Source organism: [Pseudomonas] carboxydohydrogena (genome assembly GCF_029030725.1).
Lineage (GTDB): Bacteria > Pseudomonadota > Alphaproteobacteria > Rhizobiales > Xanthobacteraceae > Afipia > Afipia carboxydohydrogena.
The window spans coordinates 499,434-520,206 of the sequence record NZ_CP113162.1 but is presented as its reverse complement, the minus strand read 5'-3'; the positions used below and the strand labels follow the sequence as shown (position 1 = coordinate 520,206).

The window sequence follows — 20,773 nt, the reverse complement described above, 5'->3', positions numbered from 1 at the left end:
CAGGCACGAGAAGCTAGGGTCCAAGCTGTCGTTGGTCCACCAGAGCGGACAGTGCCCGAAACCGATGACCATCGCGCACCGGTGCGCCATCGATGCGGAGTCAGAATGCCTCTGAAAGCCAAGCTCGATGGCCGCGAAATAGTTTCTGTCCTTTGCTCGGACAGGGACTGGTCAGAGGCGCAGCATGCGTCAAAGGGGACAGAAAATCGGCTACGTATGTCCTGCTGCGATGCCCCAGCTTACGCCAGCCACAGTCCGCTCGACCTACGTTATTTCGCCCACAAGTCCGGCTATGATCGCTGTCCGTCCGGCGGCGAGTCCGACGAGCACGAGTCCTTGAAGGCAGCCGCAGCAAGAACAGTTCAATCTCTGGCAGGATGGCAGGCAGATGTTGAGGTCTCGGGGGACGGCTGGCGCGCCGACGTTCTAGCTATGCGCGGCAGCATCAAGATCGCAATCGAAGTCCAGCTTTCGGCGCAGGCAAAACGACAGACTGGGGCGCGTAATGACAGGTTCGAAGCCTCGGAGGTTTCAGCATTCTGGCTAAAGGGTCCGAAAAACCGCTTCAATGATTTTGGCGACGGCCTACAAGGTCCGGTCCACGGGGCGTCGATCCGAGAACAGATGGCGAGTGTAGGCGTGGCAGTCAGGAATCTGATCGGTGCTGTTGAGCGCCAAGTGAGGATGGCAAACGAACTCGCTCGACTCATCCGCACTATTCCCGGATGGAAGTACGACATCGATCTGCAGGGGACCATTCCAGCTTGCTTCGAACTACAACGCGAGGCCAAGCGACAACAGATCCTGCTCGGCGAACTGGGCCCATCCCTTTTACCGACGATCTTTCGTCCTGTTGACGGAAAGCAGATCGGCGCGGATCAATTTGCCGGCGCGATCCTACAGTTGCGCGTGAATGCTCCACATCTTCGCGGCTACCAAGCGTCGAGCTTCCAGCTCGCATCCGAGGACTTAGCCAACTCGCTCGCACGTCAGCTCCGTCCAATCCTCGAAGGCAAAAAAACCTGGCAAGGCAAGGAACACACCGAGGTCGTGCCAGGAGCCTTCGTGCATTACCCGGAACAATGTCCAGGCTGCGAAACTCGCTTTCTCAGGATCACTCATCTTCTCATCGGACATCCTCGCCGACCACGCACGCTTCCCGTCAAGGTCGTGCGAGACGAGTGGCGTTGGTACGAACCGATCCTTTCGAAAGCCGAACTACTATCGAGGAAGGTTGGGCTTCCCTTGGGACCATTGGTCGACCACGGTGAAAGTGCATACTTCCAACCAAAACGCGTCGACCAGAGGTGCCCCGTTTGCGGAAAGCAAGCCCCTGATCCCTTGATCTCCAATGACGAAGCGCTCCGCGCTTGGCCTGGTCGTGACGAGCACTTCCGCTATCGCTTGCCCGCGCCCGGCAAAGGATGGAGCGCGTCGACCCGATGGGTAATGCAGCTCGCGCCTGACGCCGCCGTTTGGGACGCTCTGCTGGACGCGAAACGTGCCGAACGTCAAAAGGAGCGTGAGGAGGAGCGCCGACGCGAGGACTTAGCCGAAGCGGAACGCAACCGCCGATACGAAGAACTGAAGCGGCAAGCAGAAGAACGACGTCAACAACGCATTGCAGACGATTTAGTTCGCAAGGCGGTCGACGAGCAGCGAGCCATAGAGGCGCGACGCCAAGCCGAAGAGGACCGTCAGGCGCGCATAGTAGCTCAACAAGAGGAGAGGAAGGACAAGCTGCGCACGGCCGCGGAGACGGCGATCAGAGATAGATTGCGTCGCAATCTCTGGCTGACAACCGGCAATTCTCATCTACGATTGGCAGGTGATGCCGTCGCCCCGCGCCCAATCGAAGTTGCCGCCCAGAGCAAGGAAGGACTTGAGATGGCGTTGCAATTGCTTCGATCAACTAAGTTCTGAGTGTCTCTCAGGACGCAAGCTTGGCGACCTGCGATCACAAAGAACATTGGCGCATGTACGATCAATACCGCCGAAGCACATGCAACGAGACAGAGTTTTTCGATGACCACGGCAGCTAAAGGAAACTAGACCCTGCTCGAAAACCGATCATAGGCAGTGACGCGAACCGTTCGAATATCTACTTCATATCGATATATTTCTCGCGCGAGGTAAGAGATTTCTGCCTCTTTCTCAGCATCTTCAACATCGACATACCAGGATCTCGGCTTCCCGTTTTCCTCACCATTCCACCGATACCCCCGCGCTTTCAGGATATCCTTGAATTCAAAGGGTGAGTTCTCGGCCCATATACGCCATGTTGGCAACCGTGCGCGCTCTAGCAGCTTTGCCAGGGCTGGTGCTTGTGTACGGGGCAACTCGCGCGCAAGAATCTCGATGGCTGCCAAGCAGTCATTCGCTGCTCGATGCCGCTCGTAGAAGAAACCCATAGCCATCGCGAGATAGGAGAGTTTCGTGCCCTCGAACCCTTCGGCTGCCCACTCGATCTCGGACATCGAACAGGCCCATGGCTTAGTCGAAAACACCGAGCTGTAGCGCTCCAGAAAGCGCCGATCGAACGCTGCATTGTGCGCGATGATCACAGACGCCGGCGCAGCAAACGCCGTGACTTCTGAGGGATCAATCGACTTTCCCGAAACCATGGCGTCCGTGATCCCCGTCAACACAGTGATTTCGGGTGAGATCGGTTTCGTCGGTTCACGAAGGCGGTCGAAAGGCTCCAAAACCTCAATCACCGTGCCATCAAGCGCGTATCGGAACGGCACCATCGCGAGTTCAATGTCAATCGGCTTACAAATTTGACCCCGTATCGGCGTCCAATTTTGACCCCTTCGCGCGGCGTGATTTGAGGGTAGCGCTCGTCTCGTCGGAGCTGGCCGGGATTGCGGAGACGAGACGAGCGCGGGCGGCGTGATCGTCGTCGCGGCTTTTGAAGCGCCAGCTGTCGTTGCCGGTCTCGACGATGTCGCAGTGGTGGGTCAACCGATCGAGCAGCGCGGTGGTCATCTTGGCGTCGCCGAACACGCTGGGCCATTCGCCGAAGGCGAGATTGGTAGTGACGATGACGGAAGCGCGCTCATAGAGCCGACTGACGAGATGGAACAGAAGCTGGCCGCCGGATTGGGCGAAGGGCAGATATCCGAGTTCGTCCAGCACGATGAAGTCCATCCGGGTCAGATGTTCGGCAAGCCGGCCCTGACGTCCGTTACGGGTCTCGATCTCGAGGCGGTTGACGAGGTCGACCACGTTGTAGAAGCGACCGCGGGCGCCGGATCGGATGCAGCTTCTGGCGATTGCGATGGCCAGGTGGGTTTTGCCCGTGCCGGTGCCGCCGACGAGCACGACGTTGCGCTGCTGGGCGATGAAGCCGCCGCCGGCGAGATCGTTGACGAGCGTCTGATTGATCGGCGTGCCTTCGAACTGGAAGTCGTCGAGATCCTTGGCCAACGGCAGCTTGGCGATGGTGAGCTGGTACTTGATCGACCGCGCCTGCTTCTCGTTGATCTCGGCGCTGAGCAGGTCGCCGACGATATGCTGCGGTTCGTGCTGGCGCTTGACGGCCGTCGCCATGATCTCGTCGAAGGCAGCCCTCATGCCGTAGAGTTTGAGCTCGCCCATGAGGTCGAAGATTTGGGTTCGTTCCATCAGATGGTCCTCCGGAGGTTGTCGTAGCGGGCGCAATCGGCGATCGGCGCATGGCGGAGCGTCAGTGCCGCCGGCGTCATGATGTTGGCCGGTGCAGCGGGTTCGCGTTGGCGAGCCAGGATGTTGAGAACGACGTCAGCGGAATGGACGCCGTGACCAAGCGCCTCGGCGCAGGCGGCTTCGACCGCCGACAAACCGTCAGTCAGCACCGCATTGAGGATGTCGACCATCTGTCGATTGCCGTCGTCGGTGCTGGCGAGCCTGCGCCGGATCCGTTCGATCGCGGCCGGCAGCACCCAGTCCTTGAAGGGTGCGCCGTTACGCAAGGCCCCGGGTTTGCGCGCGAGCACCGGCACGTAGTGCCAGGGATCGTAGGTCGTCTCGCCGCGTCCGAACGACCGCGGATGCTCCGCAACGATCCGTCCATCCTGACGGATGACGATACGGTCGGCATAGGCTTGAACCTCGACCGGACGTCCGACGGCGCTGGCTGCGACCGAGTATTTGTTGTTGTCGAAGCGCACCAGGCAGGTTTTGGAGACCGATGCCGGCACCGCATGGAATCCGTCGAACCGACCGGCATAGGGAACGAGCTTCGGCCGTTCGGCTTCGAACACATCCCAGATCGTCTGATCGGACAGCTCCGGATGCCGATGCGCCTTGGCGTAGGCGATGCATTTGTCGAGCAGCCAGGCGTTGAGTTCGTCCAGCTTTTTGAACCGCAGCCGCGGCGTGAAGAAGCGTTCCCGGACCAACCCGACCTGGTTCTCCACCTGGCCCTTCTCCCAGCCCGACGCCGGCGTGCAGGCGACCGGATCGACCAGGTAGTGGCTGCACATCTGCAGGAAGCGGCGATTGTAGCGGCGATCCTTGCCGACGAAGATCGTCTCCACCGCCGTCTTCATGTTGTCGTAGATGCCGCGACTGCAGGTGCCCTTGAACAGTGCGAACGCCCGGTCGTGGGCGTCGAACACCATCTCCTGCGTCTCGCGCGGATAGGCGCGCACGAACAGCATGCGGCTATGACACAGCCGGACGTGGGCGACCTTCACGAGTACCGTCACGCCGTTGAGGAGAACGATCTCGTGGCTCCAGTCGAACTGATAGGCTTCTCCTGGCGCAAAACTCAGCGGGACATAGGCCGCCGCCGTCGATTGCCCGCGCTCCTTGCTCCAGCGCCTGGCGTAACGCCGCACGGCATCGTAGCCGCCGTCATAGCCGCGTCCGCGCAACTCTTCGAAGATCCGGATCAGCGTCAGTTGTTCGCGCGCGGATTTGGCTGCGTTCGCCGCCAGCAGTTCATCGAGTTCCGCCGCCCATCGTCCAAGCTTGGGCCGCGGCTGCACCTGACGCTCATACTCGAACGAAGTCTCTCCGGATCTCAGCACCTTCCGGACCGTGTTCCGCGACACCTTCAGGTCACGGGCGATCTCCTTGATCGTCTTGCCCTTGATGAAGTGCTCGCGCCGTATCCGCGCAATCGTCTCCACGATCAGCATCCCCGACCACCTGCTTCATGACAAAGCAGGCAGCGCAACAGCCAATCTATAGGGGGTCAATTTTGGACGCCGATCCCCCGGCTCAGGGGGTCACTATTGCAGGCCGAATAACACTGACGGTGAACTGGAGCTGAGACTGGCGCGGTACATCGCTGACAAATATCAAACGGCCGATATCTCGATTCCGTAGCACTAGCGCCGAACCAGATCAAATCGCATCGTGCGCTAATGCGATCCAGACGCCAGGATTCGAATAATGCCGGTTGCCGACGGATTATTATTCGGGTCCACCGAGGCAAATCCGCCAGTAGCGGAACTGGCGGCTCGATCTCCCGCTTATTGAAGCGAGAAGGGCTGCTGCGACATGATTCAGTGAGCTCAGTCAACGTTACTCAAAACGCTGTGGCACTCGAGAACTTATAGGCCAACTACGCGGTGTCAGGAAGCGGCGCCAGATACGCGCGCGATCAGTCCTTGGCGATCCGGGCGGTTGATGATCTCGATTTGAAGGCCATGACTTCTGGCCACGGAGGCTGCGATTGCTAGACCTAAACCGCTACCTTCAACGTCCAGCGGCGCGGCTCGAAAGAAGCGGTCGAACAGGCGCGGAATATCGGCCTCCGCCACGCCCGGGCCGGTATCCGTCACCTCGACGACAAATCTACCGTTCAGCCGCCGAATAGAGACGTTCACGACACCTCCCTTCCCGGTATAGCGGACTGCATTGTCGATCAGATTACCAAAAAGAAGCGCAAGATCGCCGCGTGAACCGATGATCGATACCGGCTCGGATTGAACGATGCCAAGATCCACGCCCTTGGATTCGGCTATCGTAATCACATCGGCGACGCATTGCGTAACGACGTTCGAGAGCTCGATGACTTCTCGTGTCGAGGCGTTCTCTGGTTCGTCAGAACGCGCAAGACGGAGTAATTGCTCGACCAATCGGCGCGCGCGCGCCAAGCCATCCCGCAGCATCGTGGTTGAGGCTGGGTCTGCGTCATTGTGCCGTGCATCCAGATTGTCGACTTGAATTTGAAGAGCGGTCAAGGGCGTGCGAAGCTCATGGGCCGCATCGGCGACAAAACGCTTCTGTTGGTCCAGGGCGTCGCGCAGCCGGTTGGTGAGTCCATTCATCGCCTCGACCAACGGTATGATTTCGGTCGGCACGTTAACTGTTGGTACGGGCGCTCGACTGTCGAGGCTTTTTCCAGCGATACTTTCGGCGAGGCGCTGCAATCGGCCGGTTAATTGCCCGACGGACCACCCGACGACCAGCCAGGCCAACGGAATGAGGATCAGGATTGGGATCCCTGCCTGGATTGCCGCCGAGGCCGCTATTTCCCGACGAACCTCCATCTGTTGTGCGATTTGCACCGTCCGACTAGCATCTCGCGCCTGATATACACGCCAGGATACTCCCCCGGCCTCGATAGTAGCAAAACCTGCCGCATCCAGACGCGGAACCGAAGGTGCGTTCGGCGTTCGGCGCAAAATTGCTCCGGTATGGGACCACACCTCTACAACAAGCTCATCCTCGGGATCCTGTGGCTCAGTTGGCGCGGGCGCTAATATCGCGCTGTCGCCGACGTTGATGGCGATCTGCCGGAGCTGGCCGTCAAGAAAGTCGGCGGCTTCCTGTTGCGCGATGACGTATGCGGCGATGAACGCGACGACTCCTACAACCGTCAAGACTGCCGTCATCCAGATGAGTGCGGCACGCCGGATTGAGATCATCGTGCGCTCCGTGGGATCATCCATCCGGCGCCGCGGACATTGCGAACGACGTCTTTGTCAAATTTTTTCCGTATCGAGTGGATGAGGAAGTCGATCGCGTTGCTCTCCACCTCCTCACCCCAACCATAAATGCGCTCCTCGATGCGCGATCGCGGTAAAATTGCGCCGGGTCTCTCGGCCAGAGCGTGCATCAGCGCGAATTCGCGCGCCGGGAGCACGGCCGTTGTCCCACGATAGGTCGCTTCGTGACTCTCAAGGTCCAGCGTAACCTCACCGGCAATCAGGGTGGATTGAGCGGCGCCGGCATGGCGACGCAACACCGCCCGCATCCGTGCCAGAAGCTCGCGCATTTCGAACGGCTTAACGATGTAGTCGTCAGCACCGACGTCCAGGCCGATGATGCGATCATCGACGCCATCGCGTGCGGTGATGATGAGAACGGGTGTGGAATTGCCTGCTCGCCGTGCATCTTTCAGCAGATCGACGCCTGATCGGCCAGGCAAGCCGATATCGAGCAGAATGAGCCCGTGACCGCCGTTGGCCAGCGCGTCCTCACCATCGGCGCCGGTGCGAACCCAGTCGACCGTCATTCCTTCCCGCTTCAGCGCCGCGATCAGACTGTCGCCGATCATGCGGTCATCTTCGATCAACAGAACACGCATTTCATCTCCGGACCGCGCCAACACGCCTGCGATAACATATCTTTGAAGATCCGTTGCATCGTCGCCGACATGCATGGATAACGTGGCGGGACGTAAAGCTGCAATCGGCCATCGAACACTGGGTGAACAATCCTGGGATCGCTGGATTAGCTGGAAATGAGCGAAATCATCAGCACCCGATTCTGTTGAGCGGACATCTCCTGACCACGAGGCACATTCTTCAGCGAGTTTACGAGCCTGACATCGGCAAATGCGCACCTTTTCCGGCCAGTCTTTCGCGCAATTGGTTTAATTTTTTCAGGCTGGCGAGCGTTTGACGCGGCCTTGTTGCCGCGATCCCGACCAGAAGCGTCTCGATCAGCCCGAGCGTGGCCGTATGCATGCTCAGCAAATCAGCGCGCCCTCGTGCCACGGGCAGAACGAGATCGACGCGGCGCCGCAGTCTGCCAGCAAGGGTATCCGTCAGGAGCAGAGACGCCAGCCGGCGCCGTTGGATTTCCTCGAGGAGAACTGCCAGTTCCGCATAGACGCGCCCGTAGGCCAGGATGACGACGAGATCGCCATCGCGCAGTTTCCGCAAGTCATCGGCGAAAAGCAGGCCGGTGTTGGTCAGGCACCCGGCGTCCAGACCAAAGCGCCCAAGCTGGATGACGAAGTAGGCTGCCATGGCGCTCGACGGCCCAAGGCCGAAGACCAGGACGCGCCGCGCTTTGGTGATGTTGCTTACCGCCTTCTCAAACTGATCGGCGGTGATGGTGCGACGGAGGTTTTCGAGCGATCGAATATGAACTTCGAGCGTCATCTCGAACGCATTGGCAAGGCTTGGGCCGACCTCGTTGAGCGTTCGCGTCAACCGCTCGGCCGGAGTGAGTAAATTGCGCAGCTCGCCGGCGAGGGCGCGGCGTAGGTCGTCGAGCCCGGCAAAGCCAAGCGCCTTTGCTGCCCGCACAATCGTGGCGTCGCTGGTCTTCGCCTTGGCGGCCAATGCGGCTGCCGAGGCGATCAGCACTTCCTCTCGATTCTCCTGAAAGAACCGGATCACACGCTGCTCCGCAGGGCTCATCCGCTCGAAACGGTCTGCAACTCGTTCATCAAATGCGATCGTCACGTCGGTCAACTTTCTTGGGCCAACTTCCTTGAAATCGTCATAATTACTACGAAAATTATACCATGGTGTAGTAGATACTACAAAGCCGTGAGGTGTTGAATGGATGCGGCATCCTGGAGTGTCGCAGCGCCGGCAATCGGCTCCGCGTTCCTCGCCTCACTCGTTGAGGTGGTGGAGGCGTTCACGATCGTCCTGGCGGTCGGTACGCTGCGCGGTTGGCGACCTGCAGCCCTCGGCACGCTTTCGGCTCTCGCCGTACTCGGCCTGGCGGTCGTGCTTCTTGGCCCGTTGCTCGGTCGCGTCCCGATCCAGCTTCTCCAGCTTGTCATCGGTGTACTCCTCCTTCTGTTCGGCATGGGATGGCTGCGCAAAGCGATCCTGCGGGCGGCCGGCGTCATCGCCCTGCACGATGAGGAAGCCATTTTCACATCCGAGTCGGCTCAATTGTCGAAGACTGCCGATCAGCGGCGGGTCTCGCTTGATTGGATCGCAGGTTTGACGGCGTTCAAGGCGGTGCTGCTCGAAGGACTTGAGGTTGCTTTTATCGTCATAGCGGTTGGTGCGGCTCGTGGTTTGCTGTGGCCCGCCGCATTCGGCGCCCTTGCGGCCTGCCTTGCGGTCCTGACGGTGGGTGTCGCCGTTCACAGACCGCTGGCGAAGGTTCCCGAGAACACCTTGAAGTTCGGTGTCGGCGTCATGCTGTCGGCCTTCGGTGTTTTCTGGACAGGCGAGGGCCTGGGCATTGATTGGCCCGGTCACGACATCGCCCTGATTGCCTTTGCGGCGCTGTTCTTGGTTGTCGCTCTCGCAACGGCAGCTACGCTTCGACGCGTCCACCCGCGCCCGGTGACCGCACGATGAGTTTTCTCGTCGATGTTGCCAAGGAGCTTCTCGGCATGTTCCTCGCCGACGCGAGGCTTGCTACAGCGACGCTGCTACTGGTCGCGATCGTGGCTGCTCTGCTCGCGGGATATGTCGAGCCGCTTTTGGGCGGTGCCGTCCTTCTCCTTGGGTATCTCGCACTTCTGGTCGAAGCAACCGTCCGTGAGGCCAGACATCGAAGTATTTCATGAAGATGGTGACGAGCGCTTGGCCAAAGCGCGTACCAGGACAGTAACGGGTGATCGTCCATGCCATGTTGATACCTGGCTCTGTCGGTCGACCTGAATATCTGATGGCCAATGTTTCGGCCGGCGCAGAAGACGCTATCGAAAGCCTCAGCTTCCCCACATTTCACCACGATCGAACCGCAATCCATTCAATCAGGGTTCATTCGGCACGCTCTATGCTGCGCTTCGCAACCCGATGGAGTCCTCAATGCGAAAGGTGTTCCTGGCTGTTACGTCTGCTGCGGCTCTGGGTGGCCTGGCCATGACAGCCGCCAATGCGATGCCGGTCGCTCCAGCGCTGCCCGCGGCGTCCAATGTGGATCAGGTTCGCTGGGTTTGTAATGAATGGGGCCGCTGCTGGCGGAGTCGGGATTACGATCGCCCCTACCGCTACTATCGTGACAACGACGATGACTGGCGATGGCGCCGCTACCGACATGGGAAAGGCTATTACGGCGGGTCGCATGATCGGGGTTGGCATGGTGGCTGGCATCGTCGTTGGAACGACGACGATTGATGTGTCGATAAGCAAGTATTCACCGGACAATCTGATACTTTCATCATTCTCGGGCACGGCAGCGTAGCCGTCGTGCCCGACCATCGTAGAGGTTCCATTCATGGCAAATCTGAAGACGGCAGTGTTTATTGCCCTGCTCGGGATTGTGCTGGCAGGCTGCGCTCAGACCTATGGGGAGCAGCGCACCGCTACTGGCGCCGTCCTGGGTGGGGCCACGGGCGCACTCCTTGGTCAGGCCATTGGCGGAAATACTGGAAGTACGCTCCTCGGCGCTGGCGCCGGCGCCTTGCTCGGAGCGGCCGTCGCTGATTCAACCAACCCACGTCCAGGCGGTCCGCCAATGTGCCGCTACCGCGCCCCTGACGGACGCATCTATGTTGCTGAATGCGACGAACGCTATTACCGAGGACGGTACTGATAGCGGACGTCTCAAGCCAGAGGTGAGCCTTCCGCCTCGCTATACCGGCAATGGCCCTACCGGCACAGAGGCAGCCGGCCATCCAACATAATGGGGCGCCGAAGCAGGCCACCACGCCGGCGCTCCAACGACCATTCGCGTCGTTTCGACACGTTATTCGATTTGCTAACCCGGCTGCGGGTGAGGCTCCCCGCCTGGGTCGAGCTGCATGCCTCCATTGCTGTCTTTCTCGACAAGGACAATTGGAACGCTGACCGCCGCCGGGGCGCAGTCAGGCCCGGCCCGCGCCGATTCATCTCATGATGTCTACGTCTTCACTTCGAGGCGCAGCAGCCGCAAAGCGTTCGCGGTCACGAGTACCGTTGCCCCGGTATCAGCCAGAATAGCCATCCAGAGCGGCGTCGCGCCAACCAGCGTGGTGACCAGAAAAACACTCTTCAAGCCAAGCGCGAGCGCGATGTTCTGCCAGATGTTGGACAGGGTCGCGCGCGAAAGCGCGATCAGTTCGGCAACGCCGGTGACACGGTTTTTCAGAAGGGCCGCGTCCGCGGTCTCCAATGCGACGTCGGTCCCGCCTCCCATGGCGATGCCGACCGAGGACGCGGCGAGCGCCGGGGCGTCATTGATGCCGTCGCCGACCATGGCGATGGGGCCTTCACTTTTATAATCCGCTATCGCGACAAGCTTGGCGTGCGGCAACAGCTCGGCTCGGACATCAAGGCCGAGCGCGCCGCCGATCGCCGCGGCGGTACGAGCATTGTCGCCGGTCAGCATGATCGGGCGAACGCCAAGCGCGCGCAGCTTGGCAAGACCGCCGGCGGCATCCGAACGCGGCTCGTCGCGCAATGCGATCAGTCCGAGGAGATGCTTGCCTTTGCTAACGACAACGACCGTCTTGCCCTGGCTTTCCAGGCCTTCGACGCGCTTCTTGATCTCATCCGACATGTCGCCCTGCTCGGCCGCATGACGAGGCGACCCCACCGAGACGAAGCCGGATTTGAGCCGGGCCGTGACCGCCTTTCCGGGCGTCGCGATCCCGCCCCCGAAGGCCTGTGGAATGCCGAGACCACGCCTTTCGGCCTCGGCGACGATGGCCACCCCGAGCGGATGGCTGGAGCCGCGCTCGACGGCGGCGGCTTTCGCCAGCATCTCGGCCTCGATGCCCTCGATCACGACAATGTCGGTGACCTGCGGGTGTCCGTTGGTCAGCGTGCCGGTTTTGTCAAAGGCAACGGTTTTGACCTTGCCGAGTGTTTCCAAGGCCGCGCCACCTTTGACGAGAAGGCCGCGCCGCGCGCCGCTTGCCAACCCCGAGGCGATGGCGGCCGGAGTGGAGATGACCAGTGCGCAGGGACAGGCGATCAGCAGCACCGCCAGCCCGCGATAGATCCAGGTGAACCAGTCGGCGCCGAGCATGAGCGGAGGGACGAGCACGACGAGCGCCGACATGACCATGGCCATCGGCGTGTACCAGCGGCTGAAGCGGTCGATGAAGCGAGCCGTCGGCGCCTTCGAGCCTTGTGCTTCCTCGACCATATGGATGATGCGTGCAATCGTGTTGTCGGCCGCTGTCCGGGTGATCTCGACGCGCAACTCGCCATTGGCATTGATGCTACCGGCGTAAATTATTGATCCGGGCTCCTTGCCGACCGGGACGGATTCGCCGGTCACCGGCGCCTCGTTGACTTCCGACATGCCCTCGATCACGATTCCATCCGAGGGAATACGATCGCCGGGACGAACGATCACCGTGTCACCGATGGCGAGAGCTTCGACCGGCACCGTCTCCACGCTCAAACCGCTTTGGAGAAGCGCCGTGCGCGGAATGATGTCGATCAGCGCCTTGATGCCGGCCCGTGCCCGGCCGGCCGCGATCCCTTCCAGCAACTCGCCGACCGCGAACAGGAACACGACGACGGCCGCTTCTTCCGCCGCACCGATCGCAACCGCGCCGATCGCGGCGATCGACATCAACATCTCGATGCTGAACGGCGTGCCCGACACCGCGCCGGCGAGCGCCCGCCGGCCGATCGGGACCAGGCCGACCAGCGTCGCGACCATATAGGCCCAATTCGACCAGTTCGGTTCGACATGGGATACGGTAAAAGCCAGCGTCAGCAGGGCGGCGCTGCCGATGACCAGCCGTCCCTTCGGCGACGACCACCAGGCGCTTTCCGTCGCGTCACGATGATTGTCGCGGAGCGCGGAGGCGATGGGTCCGGGTGGAGCGACAGGAGCATATCCGAGCGCCTTGATCTTGGCCTCGATCGCGTGCCGAGAGGTACGGTCTTCGTCGACCACCAGAGAAAGCGATTGCAGGCTGTAGTTGACGTCGATCTCGCTGACGCCGGGTAGCCGCTTCATCGCGTTTTCGATTTTCGTGGCACAGGCGCCGCAGTCCATGCCTTCGATACGCAGCTTCAATGCAGTGGCGGCGGCCATGGGATCACCTCGACAAGTTCGACATGACTATCCATATGGACCCTGTAGCAACTATAGGGTCAAGGCCATGACAAGTGATTTTCTGGCGATCGGGGAACTGGGGCGCAGAACCGACACCAAGGTCGAGACCATCCGCTATTACGAGCGGATCGGTCTGCTGGCCGCGCCGGGCCGGACGGCGGGCAATTACCGCGCCTACGGTGCAGAGCACCTCAATCGTCTCAGCTTCATCCGGCGCTCGCGAGACCTTGGGTTTTCGCTCGACCAAGTGCGCGCATTGCTCGATTTGGCCGACCAGCGCGACCGGTCTTGCGACGCTGTTGATGCGATCGCAAAACAACATCGGGCTGAAGTTGACCGAAAGATCGCCGACTTGCGTGCGTTGCGTCGCGAGCTGGACAGTATGATCGATCAATGCCGCTGCGGCACCGTTGCCGATTGTCGGATCATCGAAGCTCTATCACCCCAAGCTCAACGCCGACCGAGATAACTGGGGCGTTTTCTGCTCCCGGATTGTCACACTGACCCTAAAGAATGTTGGTGATCATCCGATCGGCTCGCGTCCCTTCCCGATAGAGTGAGCGGACCAGCATGGCAGCAACAATCCCGGTCGAGGCCCCGCCGAGAACGTCGCCAACATAATGTGTTCCGACGTAGACGCGGGAAATCGTCACAAGCACGGCAGCGGCTAGGAACCACAGACCAAGCCGCCGCATGCCGTGCAGCAGAAAGGCCGCAGCGATGGCAAAGGTCGCGGTGGCGTGATCGGAGGGGAATGACGGATCGGCGCTGCGGTCGATCAGAAGGTGCGTGATGCCGCCGTCATATGGCCGTAGCCGATGGACGAACAACAGGATGATCTGATTAATCGCAAGGCCAAGGAGAAAGGAAAACCCCGCGGCGAAGAGAACGTGCCTGTTATGCGATCTGTCCGAACCTCGCCACCATTGTCCGGCGACAGCCAGGACAAGAAGCGGAATGCCGACCGCCGAGATCGAGATCATCAGGAAGTCGATCGTGGTGCTTGCTCCGGCGAGGCCGTTGATGGTGCGGGTCGCTGCGGCGTCGACATCGTAAAGCTGCAACTCTGAATCCTCATCTTGTTGTAGGTATCGTGTGAAAGTGTTGGTGCGTGGTCCTTCAGACTTGGCGAGGCTTTTTCAGCCGGCCGCGAACGGGCAGCAGACCCAACGTGGTCAGCACGGCGAAAGCGACGCCTGCGAGGAAGGTCGCCTGCGGTCCGATCGCATCCCAGAGTGTTCCGGCAATCACGCTGGCGGCCAGCAGCATCAGACCGGTGACGAGATTGAACATGCCATAGGCGGTGCCTCGAAGCTCGCCAGGAGCGGCTTCGGCGATCAGTGTCGCGAAAAGCCCCTGGGTGAAACCCATATGCAGTCCCCAGAGCACGACGCCGATGCCGATACCCAAAAGGGTGGTTGCGAAAGCGAGTGTGAGATCGGCGAGGATGAGCAAGATCATGCCGAGGATCAGGATCGTCATCCGGTCCATCCGGTCGGAGAGAGTGCCAATCGGATAGGCCGAGAGCGAATAGGCAAGGCTCATAAGCACCAGCACGATCGGGACGAGCGCCAGCGGCAGGCCGATCGACTGGGCGTGCAGGATGAGAAAGGCTTCGCTGAAGCGGGCGAGCGTGAACACCGCCGCGACCGCCACGATCCACCAATAGGCCGGACCCAGGCGGCGTAACTCCGCGCGATGCAGCGGCATACGGACTTTGCGCAGTTCCTTCGGACGCTCCGGCTCCTTCACGGCGACGAGAATGAGCGCGACCGACAGGAAGGCCGGAATGACGGCGATCCAGAACACGGTCTGGAAATGGTCCGCCGTCAGCCACATCAGCCCAATTGCGAGAAGCGGGCCGATGAAGGCGCCCACCGTATCGAGAGACTGACGCAGGCCGAAACTGGCGCCGCGCAGTTCGGGCGGCGCGATGTCGGCGACGAGTGCATCGCGCGGCGCGCCGCGGATGCCCTTGCCGACGCGATCGATAAAGCGCGCGGCGACGAGCCACTCAAGCGAGGAGGCGAGTGGAAAGATCGGCTTGGTGAAGGCGGCAAGCCCGTAGCCGAGGGCTGCGAGAAACTTGCGCTTGCCGAGCCAGTCGCTGAGAGCGCCCGAAAAAACTTTGGTGATCGAGGCGGTCGCTTCCGCGATGCCCTCGATGAGGCCGACGGCAAGGGTCGAGGTCCCGAGCACCGTCACCATGTAGACGGGCAACAGCGCGTGGATCATCTCCGAGGAGATGTCCATGAGCATCGAGACGAAGCCCAGCGCCCAGACGCCGGCTGGAATGCCGTGCCGCGCTCGGGAGACCAGGGTTTTCTCCGTGATCTTGTCCATCTCATCGGTTCTCTTCGTGGGCGTTGAAGACACGCTGAGCGTGGCTGTCGAGCAAGCCCACACAGCCGAAGGCGGCCTACTTCTTCAGGCGGAATTGGTGCTTGAGCGGTTTTCGTCCTGCGCCTCGAACACTTCGCGCGCATAGTCATCCAGCAGGGTTGCGCAACGGGCGAGTCGTTCCTCAGCTTCGGAGCGGAGGGAAGCGCCGTAGAAATCGAGACGGACGATTTTCTCGAGCCATGCCCGCAGCTTCGTCAGATCCTCTTCGTTCTCTTCGACCTCGGCATAGGTGAACTTTCCAACTCCGCGCTCCTTCGCTATTTCGCCGTCAAAGTCGTCGCAGCGGCTGATGAATTCGCGATAGGCCTCGTCCCGCTCGGCCGAAAATCGAGCGATCACCTTCTGCTCCTGTGCGTGGTCAAGCCCCACCGTTTCGAGAAGCACCGCGTCGCCATCCATCTCGGAGATCTCATTCTGCAAAACCTTCAAACGCCGCTCGTGTGCGTCGATCTTAGGTAACAGGCACACGCCATTTTGCAGATAGATGGCCCCCAGCGCTTTCAATTTGCGCCATAACGCGATGCGTCGCTTTGCCGGCTCGGCGGGCACCTTGTACGTCAGAAGCAGCCATGATCGAGAACCGCCTTGGCGGACCTTTCCGGATTTCGACCTGATAGTCTGCGGCCCGTGTTTGATTTCCGGGCGGCGCGCTCTTTTTGCGCGGCTGCGTTCTGCTGTCATGATTTTTAACTCGACTTGGGGAACCTTGGGCGGTCCCCTGACAGTCGCTCCTTGAACCGATTCAATATCCACGATAGATGTTACGGTCGTAACATTCTATTTGTCCAGATGCTCTATAAGAACCGAGGCTGGCCGTATATGTCTTGCCAACAGGTGCGCACTGTGACCGCATTCCGCGCGGCGCTGCTCGTGCTGACCGTGTCATCTTGGGTCGGCGCCGTCCAAATCGGGCAGGCTCAGCCCGCCACTCAACCTCAGCCGTCAGGTTTGGCCGGTGGCGACCCGACAACGGTCAAGCTTTCTCCGGAACAGCAGAAGCAGATTGGGCTTCAGACTGCGGTGTTGATCGTGGAACCCCATCCCGAGCAATTCCGTGCCTACGGTGCCGTCCTGGATATCGCCCGCGTAACCGACCTCACCAACAGTTATGCCAATGCCCAAGCGCAGCTCCAGATGGCGCAGGCAAGGTTCGACGTCGCAAAGAGCGCATTCGAGCGCGCGAAGAGTCTGACGCAGTCCGCAGCCCTTCCCAGAAAGGATGCCGAAGCCGCTGAGGGAACGTTCCGCACCGAGCAGGCCGCGCTGACCGCCGCTGAATCGCAGGTGAGGACCTTGGCGGCGACGGCGCAACAAGAATGGGGTCCGCTGATCGGCAGGGCAATCATCGAGCGCTCGCCAACCGTTGTCCGATTGATCGAACGCGAAAGGTTTCTGGTTCAGGTGACGCTACAGCCCGGTGTCACCTTGGCGGGTCCTCCTCGGACGGCTCTCGCCCAGGCGCCCACGCGCGAGGCCAATATTGACCTCCAGTACCTCTCGCCGGCAACGCGGACGGACGCGCGCATTCAGGGCGTGAGCTACTACTTCACGGCGCAGGGAGACAGCGGTCTGCTGCCAGGAATGAACACGACGGTCTATGTGCCGTCTGGCAAGATATACGACGGAGTGTTCGTCGAGGACACAGCCATCGTGCGCTGGCAGGGGCGCTCCTGGGTGTACCTGCGCGTCGGCCCCGAGGCATTCAAGCGGCACCCGATCAACACCGACCAACCGGTTTCCGACGACGATTACGTCGTGCGGGACCTTCAAGCCGGCACGGAAATCGTGACCCGTGGCGCGCAGGTCCTCCTTTCCGAGGAGGCCAAGAGCGAGCTTCGGGGCAGCGCCGACAATGACTAACGGCGATCTCGGTACCCACGCGGGGCCCCAGGCAGCTCTGGTCTCGTTTGCCATTCGCTTCCGTGGAATCGTGCTCGCTTTGGCGTGCGCGCTGTTGGGCTACGGATTGTATTCGCTTGCGAGCGCCAAGTATGGCGTGTTTCCCGAATTCGCGCCGCCGCAAGTCGCGATCCAGACGGAAGCGCCCGGGCTGAGCCCGGAGCAAGTCGAGATTCTTGTCACCCAGCCGATCGAAACGTCCATCAACGGGTTGGCGGGCGTCGAAAGTATGCGCTCATCCTCGATTCAGGGCTTGTCGGTCATCACCGTCGTATTCCACCCCAGCAGCGACATTTACCGTGCGCGCCAACTCGTCAACGAGCGCCTCGCGGTGGTCGCCGCCCGGCTCCCGCAGGGCGTCCAGCCTCCCGCGATGACCCCGTTGACCCCAACCGCCGGCACAGTCCTTGTCATCGGTCTGACGTCCGACCAGCGCTCGCTGATGGATTTGCGCACCATCGCGGATTGGACCGTGGCGAGGCGCCTGTTGGCCGTGCCAGGTGTCGCGCAGGTTTCGACCTACGGCAGAGACGTGAGATCCCTCCAGGTGCAGGTCCGCCCGGACGATCTGATCCGGTTTCGGGTTGGCATGAACGACGTCCTGGCTGCCGCGCGCAAGGCCACCGGGGTGCGGGGCGCCGGTTTCGTAGACACGGTCAATCAGCGCATTACGCTCCAGACCTTTGGCCAGTCGTTGACCCCGGAGCAAGTCGCCCGCACCGTTCTGATGCATGAGGGCGGCGCAAGCATCGTGCTCGGGGACGTTGCGAACGTCGTCGTAGCTCCGGAACCGCCGATCGGTGCCGCTCTCATCAATGGCAGGCCTGGCGTCGTGCTGATGTTAAGCCAGCAATACGGAGCCAACACGCGGGAAGTCACAACACGGGTGGAAGCTGCGCTGCAGGAGCTGCGACCCGCCCTTGAGCGCGAAAAGGTGCAACTTCATGCCGACCTGTTTCGGCCGGCCAACTTCATCGACACGGCAACCCAGAACGTGCTGCACGCCCTGCTGATCGGGGGGGCGCTGGTGATCATCATTCTGTTCCTCTTCCTGTTCGACTGGCGCACCTCGATCATCAGCTGTACCGCGATCCCGCTCTCGCTGGTCGCGGCGGTGCTTGCCCTGCAATGGATGGGTGAGACCCTCAATACCATGACGCTCGGCGGGCTCGCCATTGCCATCGGCGAGGTGGTCGATGATGCGGTGATCGGCGTCGAGAACGTCGTGCGCCGATTGCGCGAGAATCGCCGATTGGCTGAGCCGAGAGCCGAGGGCCGCGTCGTGCTCGACGCGATCCTTGAGGTCCGCAGCGCCGTCGTGTACGCGACCTTCGCTGTCTTGCTGGTGTTCTTTCCAGTCCTCACGCTCTCTGGCGTCGGCGGACGTCTGTTCGGGCCTTTGGGCATCGCCTACATCCTTGCGGTGCTTGCCTCCCTTGCGGTCGCGCTGACCGTTACACCCGCGCTTTCGATGTTGCTGCTCGTCGGAAAGAACCGAAGAGAGCATCGGGACCCGCCAGTGGTCCGCTTGTCGCGCGGCTATTATGAGACACTGCTCCGGCGTATCGAGCGCTTCCCGAGGCTCGTCGTCGCAACAGCGGTTGCCCTTACGATCGCGGGCGCAACCATGTTGCCGTTTTTCGGCGGAACTTTCCTGCCCGATCTGAAAGAAGGCCATCTGATCTTGCACGTGTCGGCGATCCCGGGCACTTCGCTCGACGAGTCGCTTCGGATCGGAGGCCTGATCACGGAAGCTCTACAAAAGGTTCCGGGCGTGCGCAGCGTCGCACAGCGCGCAGGGCGCGCCGAAGCCGGCGTGGATACCGTAGGCCCGCATTACAGTGAGTTCGAGGTCGATCTGCAGCCGGGGCTTTCCGGTCACGATCAAACCATGGCCGAAACGCGCATGCGGGAGGCCCTTGCCAACTTCCCCGGCATCAGTTTCTCGCTCAAGACCTATTTGATGGAGCGAGTGGAGGAAACGGTATCGGGCTTTACCGCTGCGCTGGCCGTGAACGTATACGGCGCTGACCTGGACGCATTGGAAAGAGCCGCACGCGACGTGGCCCGCGAGCTCGGCGAGGTTCCAGGCGCTGTGGATGTCCAGCAACAATCTCCGCCGGGGATGCCGCAGATCAACGTGTCGCTACGTCCCGCCGACCTCCAGCGATGGGGCCTCGATGCCGTTGAAGTGCTTGAGCTGATCCGCACTGCCTACCAGGGCGATGTGGTCGGGCAGGCCTACGAAGGCAATGCGGTCTTCAATGTGACCGTGATCCTCGACGCGCAGGCGCGCGTCCGGCTTACGCAGATTGGCGATCTCCCTCTGCGGACGTCGGGCGGAGCCTACGTTCTTCTGAAGCAGGTGGCCGATGTCTACGAAACATCCGGTCGGTATCAGGTCCTGCATCGAGGCGCGCAGCGCGTTCAGACGGTGACTGCGAACGTGAGCGGACGTGATCTCGCGTCGTTCGTCAGTGACGCCAAGCGGAAGATCGCCAAGGACGTCGCGTTACCACCCGGAGCACACGTGGAGTTTGCCGGGGCGGCCGAGGCGCAAGCTCAGTCGCAGCGCGATCTGCTGGTCAACGCGTTGCTGGCGGGGATCGGCATCGTTCTTCTGCTTTCGATTGTCACCGGTCACTGGCGCAACCTTGTTCTGGTTCTGATCAATCTGCCGTTTGCTTTCGTGGGCGGAGTCTTTGCGGTCGCTTTGACCGGTGGACTGCTCTCGCTTGGATCGCTGGTCGGCTTCGTAACCCTGTTCGGCATCACGTTGCGCAATTCCATTCTGATGATTTCGCACTACGAACATCTCGTCATGATCGAGGGCCGTGCCTGGGACCTTGAGACCGCCGTCGAGGGCGCGGCGGATCGACTCGTTCCGATCCTGATGACCTCTCTGGTGACCGGCCTCGGTTTGCTTCCGCTCGCGCTTGGCGCGGGCGAGCCGGGCCGCGAGATCGAAGGACCCATGGCGATCGTCATCCTCGGCGGTCTCATGACCTCGATGGCGCTGAACCTTCTGGTCTTGCCGACGCTGGCGCTTCGATACGCCCGCTTCGATCGTGGAAAGACAGGTGTGCGTCGAGGGAAGGCGATGGCCTGATGGTGGACTCGAAAGGGAATGGCGCGCCATTCAGAATAAAACTGCGAACTCATATACCATTGAAATATCGATATAATTTTCCTCGATGTATTGTCAGGAGAAGGTATCGTTTCAGGCGACATGGTCAATCGGCAATCGATGGGTTTTGTGACGAACGTCTGCCAACCATTCACCTGGCGAAGGTCGGCTTGCCTTCAAAGCGGACAGAGCCCAGCCCAACAT

Annotated in this window: 17 protein-coding genes and 1 pseudogene; 8 read left to right on the top strand and 10 right to left on the bottom strand. The window is 61.0% G+C overall.

What is annotated here, in order from left to right; all coding sequences use genetic code 11:
- Positions 1-105: 105 nt before the first annotated feature.
- Complete coding sequence (locus AFIC_RS02475) at positions 106-1,923, top strand: competence protein CoiA family protein (protein WP_275247608.1); 1,818 nt, start codon at positions 106-108, stop codon at positions 1,921-1,923.
- Positions 1,924-2,048: 125 nt separating this feature from the next.
- Here the strand turns inward: AFIC_RS02475 and AFIC_RS02470 are convergent, their stop codons facing one another.
- The 6 genes and pseudogenes from AFIC_RS02470 to AFIC_RS02445 form a co-directional block, all read right to left on the bottom strand.
- The gene (locus AFIC_RS02470; protein ID WP_275247607.1) at positions 2,049-2,750 is read right to left on the bottom strand and encodes a 3'-5' exonuclease; all 702 of its coding nucleotides are present in this window, start codon (positions 2,748-2,750) and stop codon (positions 2,049-2,051) included.
- A gap of 22 nt (positions 2,751-2,772) precedes the next feature.
- Positions 2,773-3,627 carry an IS21-like element helper ATPase IstB gene (istB, locus tag AFIC_RS02465; protein ID WP_338063147.1) on the bottom strand — a complete coding sequence of 285 codons (855 nt, stop codon included), beginning with the start codon at positions 3,625-3,627 and terminating at the stop codon, positions 2,773-2,775.
- An 8-nt stretch (positions 3,628-3,635) separates the two neighbouring features.
- Positions 3,636-5,126 (bottom strand): annotated as a pseudogene (gene istA, locus AFIC_RS02460) (IS21 family transposase); the annotation flags it as partial.
- Positions 5,127-5,564: 438 nt separating this feature from the next.
- Entirely contained in the window at positions 5,565-6,863 is a 1,299-nt protein-coding gene (locus AFIC_RS02455) for an ATP-binding protein (protein WP_275247606.1), read from the bottom strand.
- Positions 6,860-7,525, bottom strand: coding sequence for a response regulator (locus AFIC_RS02450; RefSeq protein ID WP_275247605.1), 666 nt, complete (start codon positions 7,523-7,525; stop codon positions 6,860-6,862). The genes AFIC_RS02455 and AFIC_RS02450 overlap by 4 nt, the downstream gene beginning before the upstream one ends.
- 229 nt (positions 7,526-7,754) lie before the next feature.
- Positions 7,755-8,633, bottom strand: a complete 879-nt coding sequence (locus AFIC_RS02445; protein ID WP_275248618.1) for a MurR/RpiR family transcriptional regulator — start codon at positions 8,631-8,633, stop codon at positions 7,755-7,757.
- A gap of 99 nt (positions 8,634-8,732) precedes the next feature.
- Between AFIC_RS02445 and AFIC_RS02440 the strand changes: the two genes are divergently transcribed.
- The 4 genes from AFIC_RS02440 to AFIC_RS02425 all read left to right on the top strand — a co-directional run bounded on the left by AFIC_RS02440 (position 8,733) and on the right by AFIC_RS02425 (position 10,677).
- The gene (locus tag AFIC_RS02440) at positions 8,733-9,494 is read left to right on the top strand and encodes a COG4280 domain-containing protein (RefSeq protein ID WP_275247604.1); all 762 of its coding nucleotides are present in this window, start codon (positions 8,733-8,735) and stop codon (positions 9,492-9,494) included.
- Positions 9,491-9,706 carry a hypothetical protein gene (locus AFIC_RS02435; RefSeq protein WP_275247603.1) on the top strand — a complete coding sequence of 72 codons (216 nt, stop codon included), beginning with the start codon at positions 9,491-9,493 and terminating at the stop codon, positions 9,704-9,706. The genes AFIC_RS02440 and AFIC_RS02435 overlap by 4 nt, the downstream gene beginning before the upstream one ends.
- A gap of 244 nt (positions 9,707-9,950) precedes the next feature.
- The gene (locus AFIC_RS02430; protein ID WP_275247602.1) at positions 9,951-10,259 is read left to right on the top strand and encodes a hypothetical protein; all 309 of its coding nucleotides are present in this window, start codon (positions 9,951-9,953) and stop codon (positions 10,257-10,259) included.
- A gap of 100 nt (positions 10,260-10,359) precedes the next feature.
- Positions 10,360-10,677: a YMGG-like glycine zipper-containing protein gene (locus AFIC_RS02425; RefSeq protein ID WP_275247601.1), complete on the top strand. Its 318-nt coding sequence runs from the start codon at positions 10,360-10,362 to the stop codon at positions 10,675-10,677.
- A 306-nt stretch (positions 10,678-10,983) separates the two neighbouring features.
- Here AFIC_RS02425 and AFIC_RS02420 read toward each other — a convergent pair whose 3' ends face one another.
- Positions 10,984-13,119, bottom strand: a complete 2,136-nt coding sequence (locus AFIC_RS02420) for a heavy metal translocating P-type ATPase (RefSeq protein ID WP_275247600.1) — start codon at positions 13,117-13,119, stop codon at positions 10,984-10,986.
- Between the two features lie 67 nt (positions 13,120-13,186).
- Between AFIC_RS02420 and AFIC_RS02415 the strand changes: the two genes are divergently transcribed.
- Positions 13,187-13,609, top strand: a complete 423-nt coding sequence (locus AFIC_RS02415; RefSeq protein WP_275247599.1) for a MerR family transcriptional regulator — start codon at positions 13,187-13,189, stop codon at positions 13,607-13,609.
- Between the two features lie 37 nt (positions 13,610-13,646).
- On the opposite strand, the gene AFIC_RS02410 is transcribed toward AFIC_RS02415, so the two are convergent.
- The 3 genes from AFIC_RS02410 to AFIC_RS02400 all read right to left on the bottom strand — a co-directional run bounded on the left by AFIC_RS02410 (position 13,647) and on the right by AFIC_RS02400 (position 16,224).
- Positions 13,647-14,204, bottom strand: a complete 558-nt coding sequence (locus tag AFIC_RS02410) for a phosphatase PAP2 family protein (protein ID WP_275247598.1) — start codon at positions 14,202-14,204, stop codon at positions 13,647-13,649.
- Between the two features lie 55 nt (positions 14,205-14,259).
- Complete coding sequence (locus AFIC_RS02405; protein ID WP_275247597.1) at positions 14,260-15,483, bottom strand: MFS transporter; 1,224 nt, start codon at positions 15,481-15,483, stop codon at positions 14,260-14,262.
- A gap of 84 nt (positions 15,484-15,567) precedes the next feature.
- Entirely contained in the window at positions 15,568-16,224 is a 657-nt protein-coding gene (locus tag AFIC_RS02400; protein WP_338063146.1) for a Chromate resistance protein ChrB, read from the bottom strand.
- A gap of 138 nt (positions 16,225-16,362) precedes the next feature.
- Here AFIC_RS02400 and AFIC_RS02395 point away from each other — a divergent pair, with 138 nt between their 5' ends.
- A complete protein-coding gene (locus AFIC_RS02395) occupies positions 16,363-17,403 on the top strand; it encodes an efflux RND transporter periplasmic adaptor subunit (protein WP_420833378.1) in 1,041 nt (346 codons plus the stop codon).
- Entirely contained in the window at positions 17,396-20,551 is a 3,156-nt protein-coding gene (locus AFIC_RS02390; RefSeq protein WP_275247596.1) for an efflux RND transporter permease subunit, read from the top strand. Before AFIC_RS02395 ends, AFIC_RS02390 begins: the two co-directional genes overlap by 8 nt.
- The last annotated feature ends 222 nt before the right edge of the window (positions 20,552-20,773 follow it).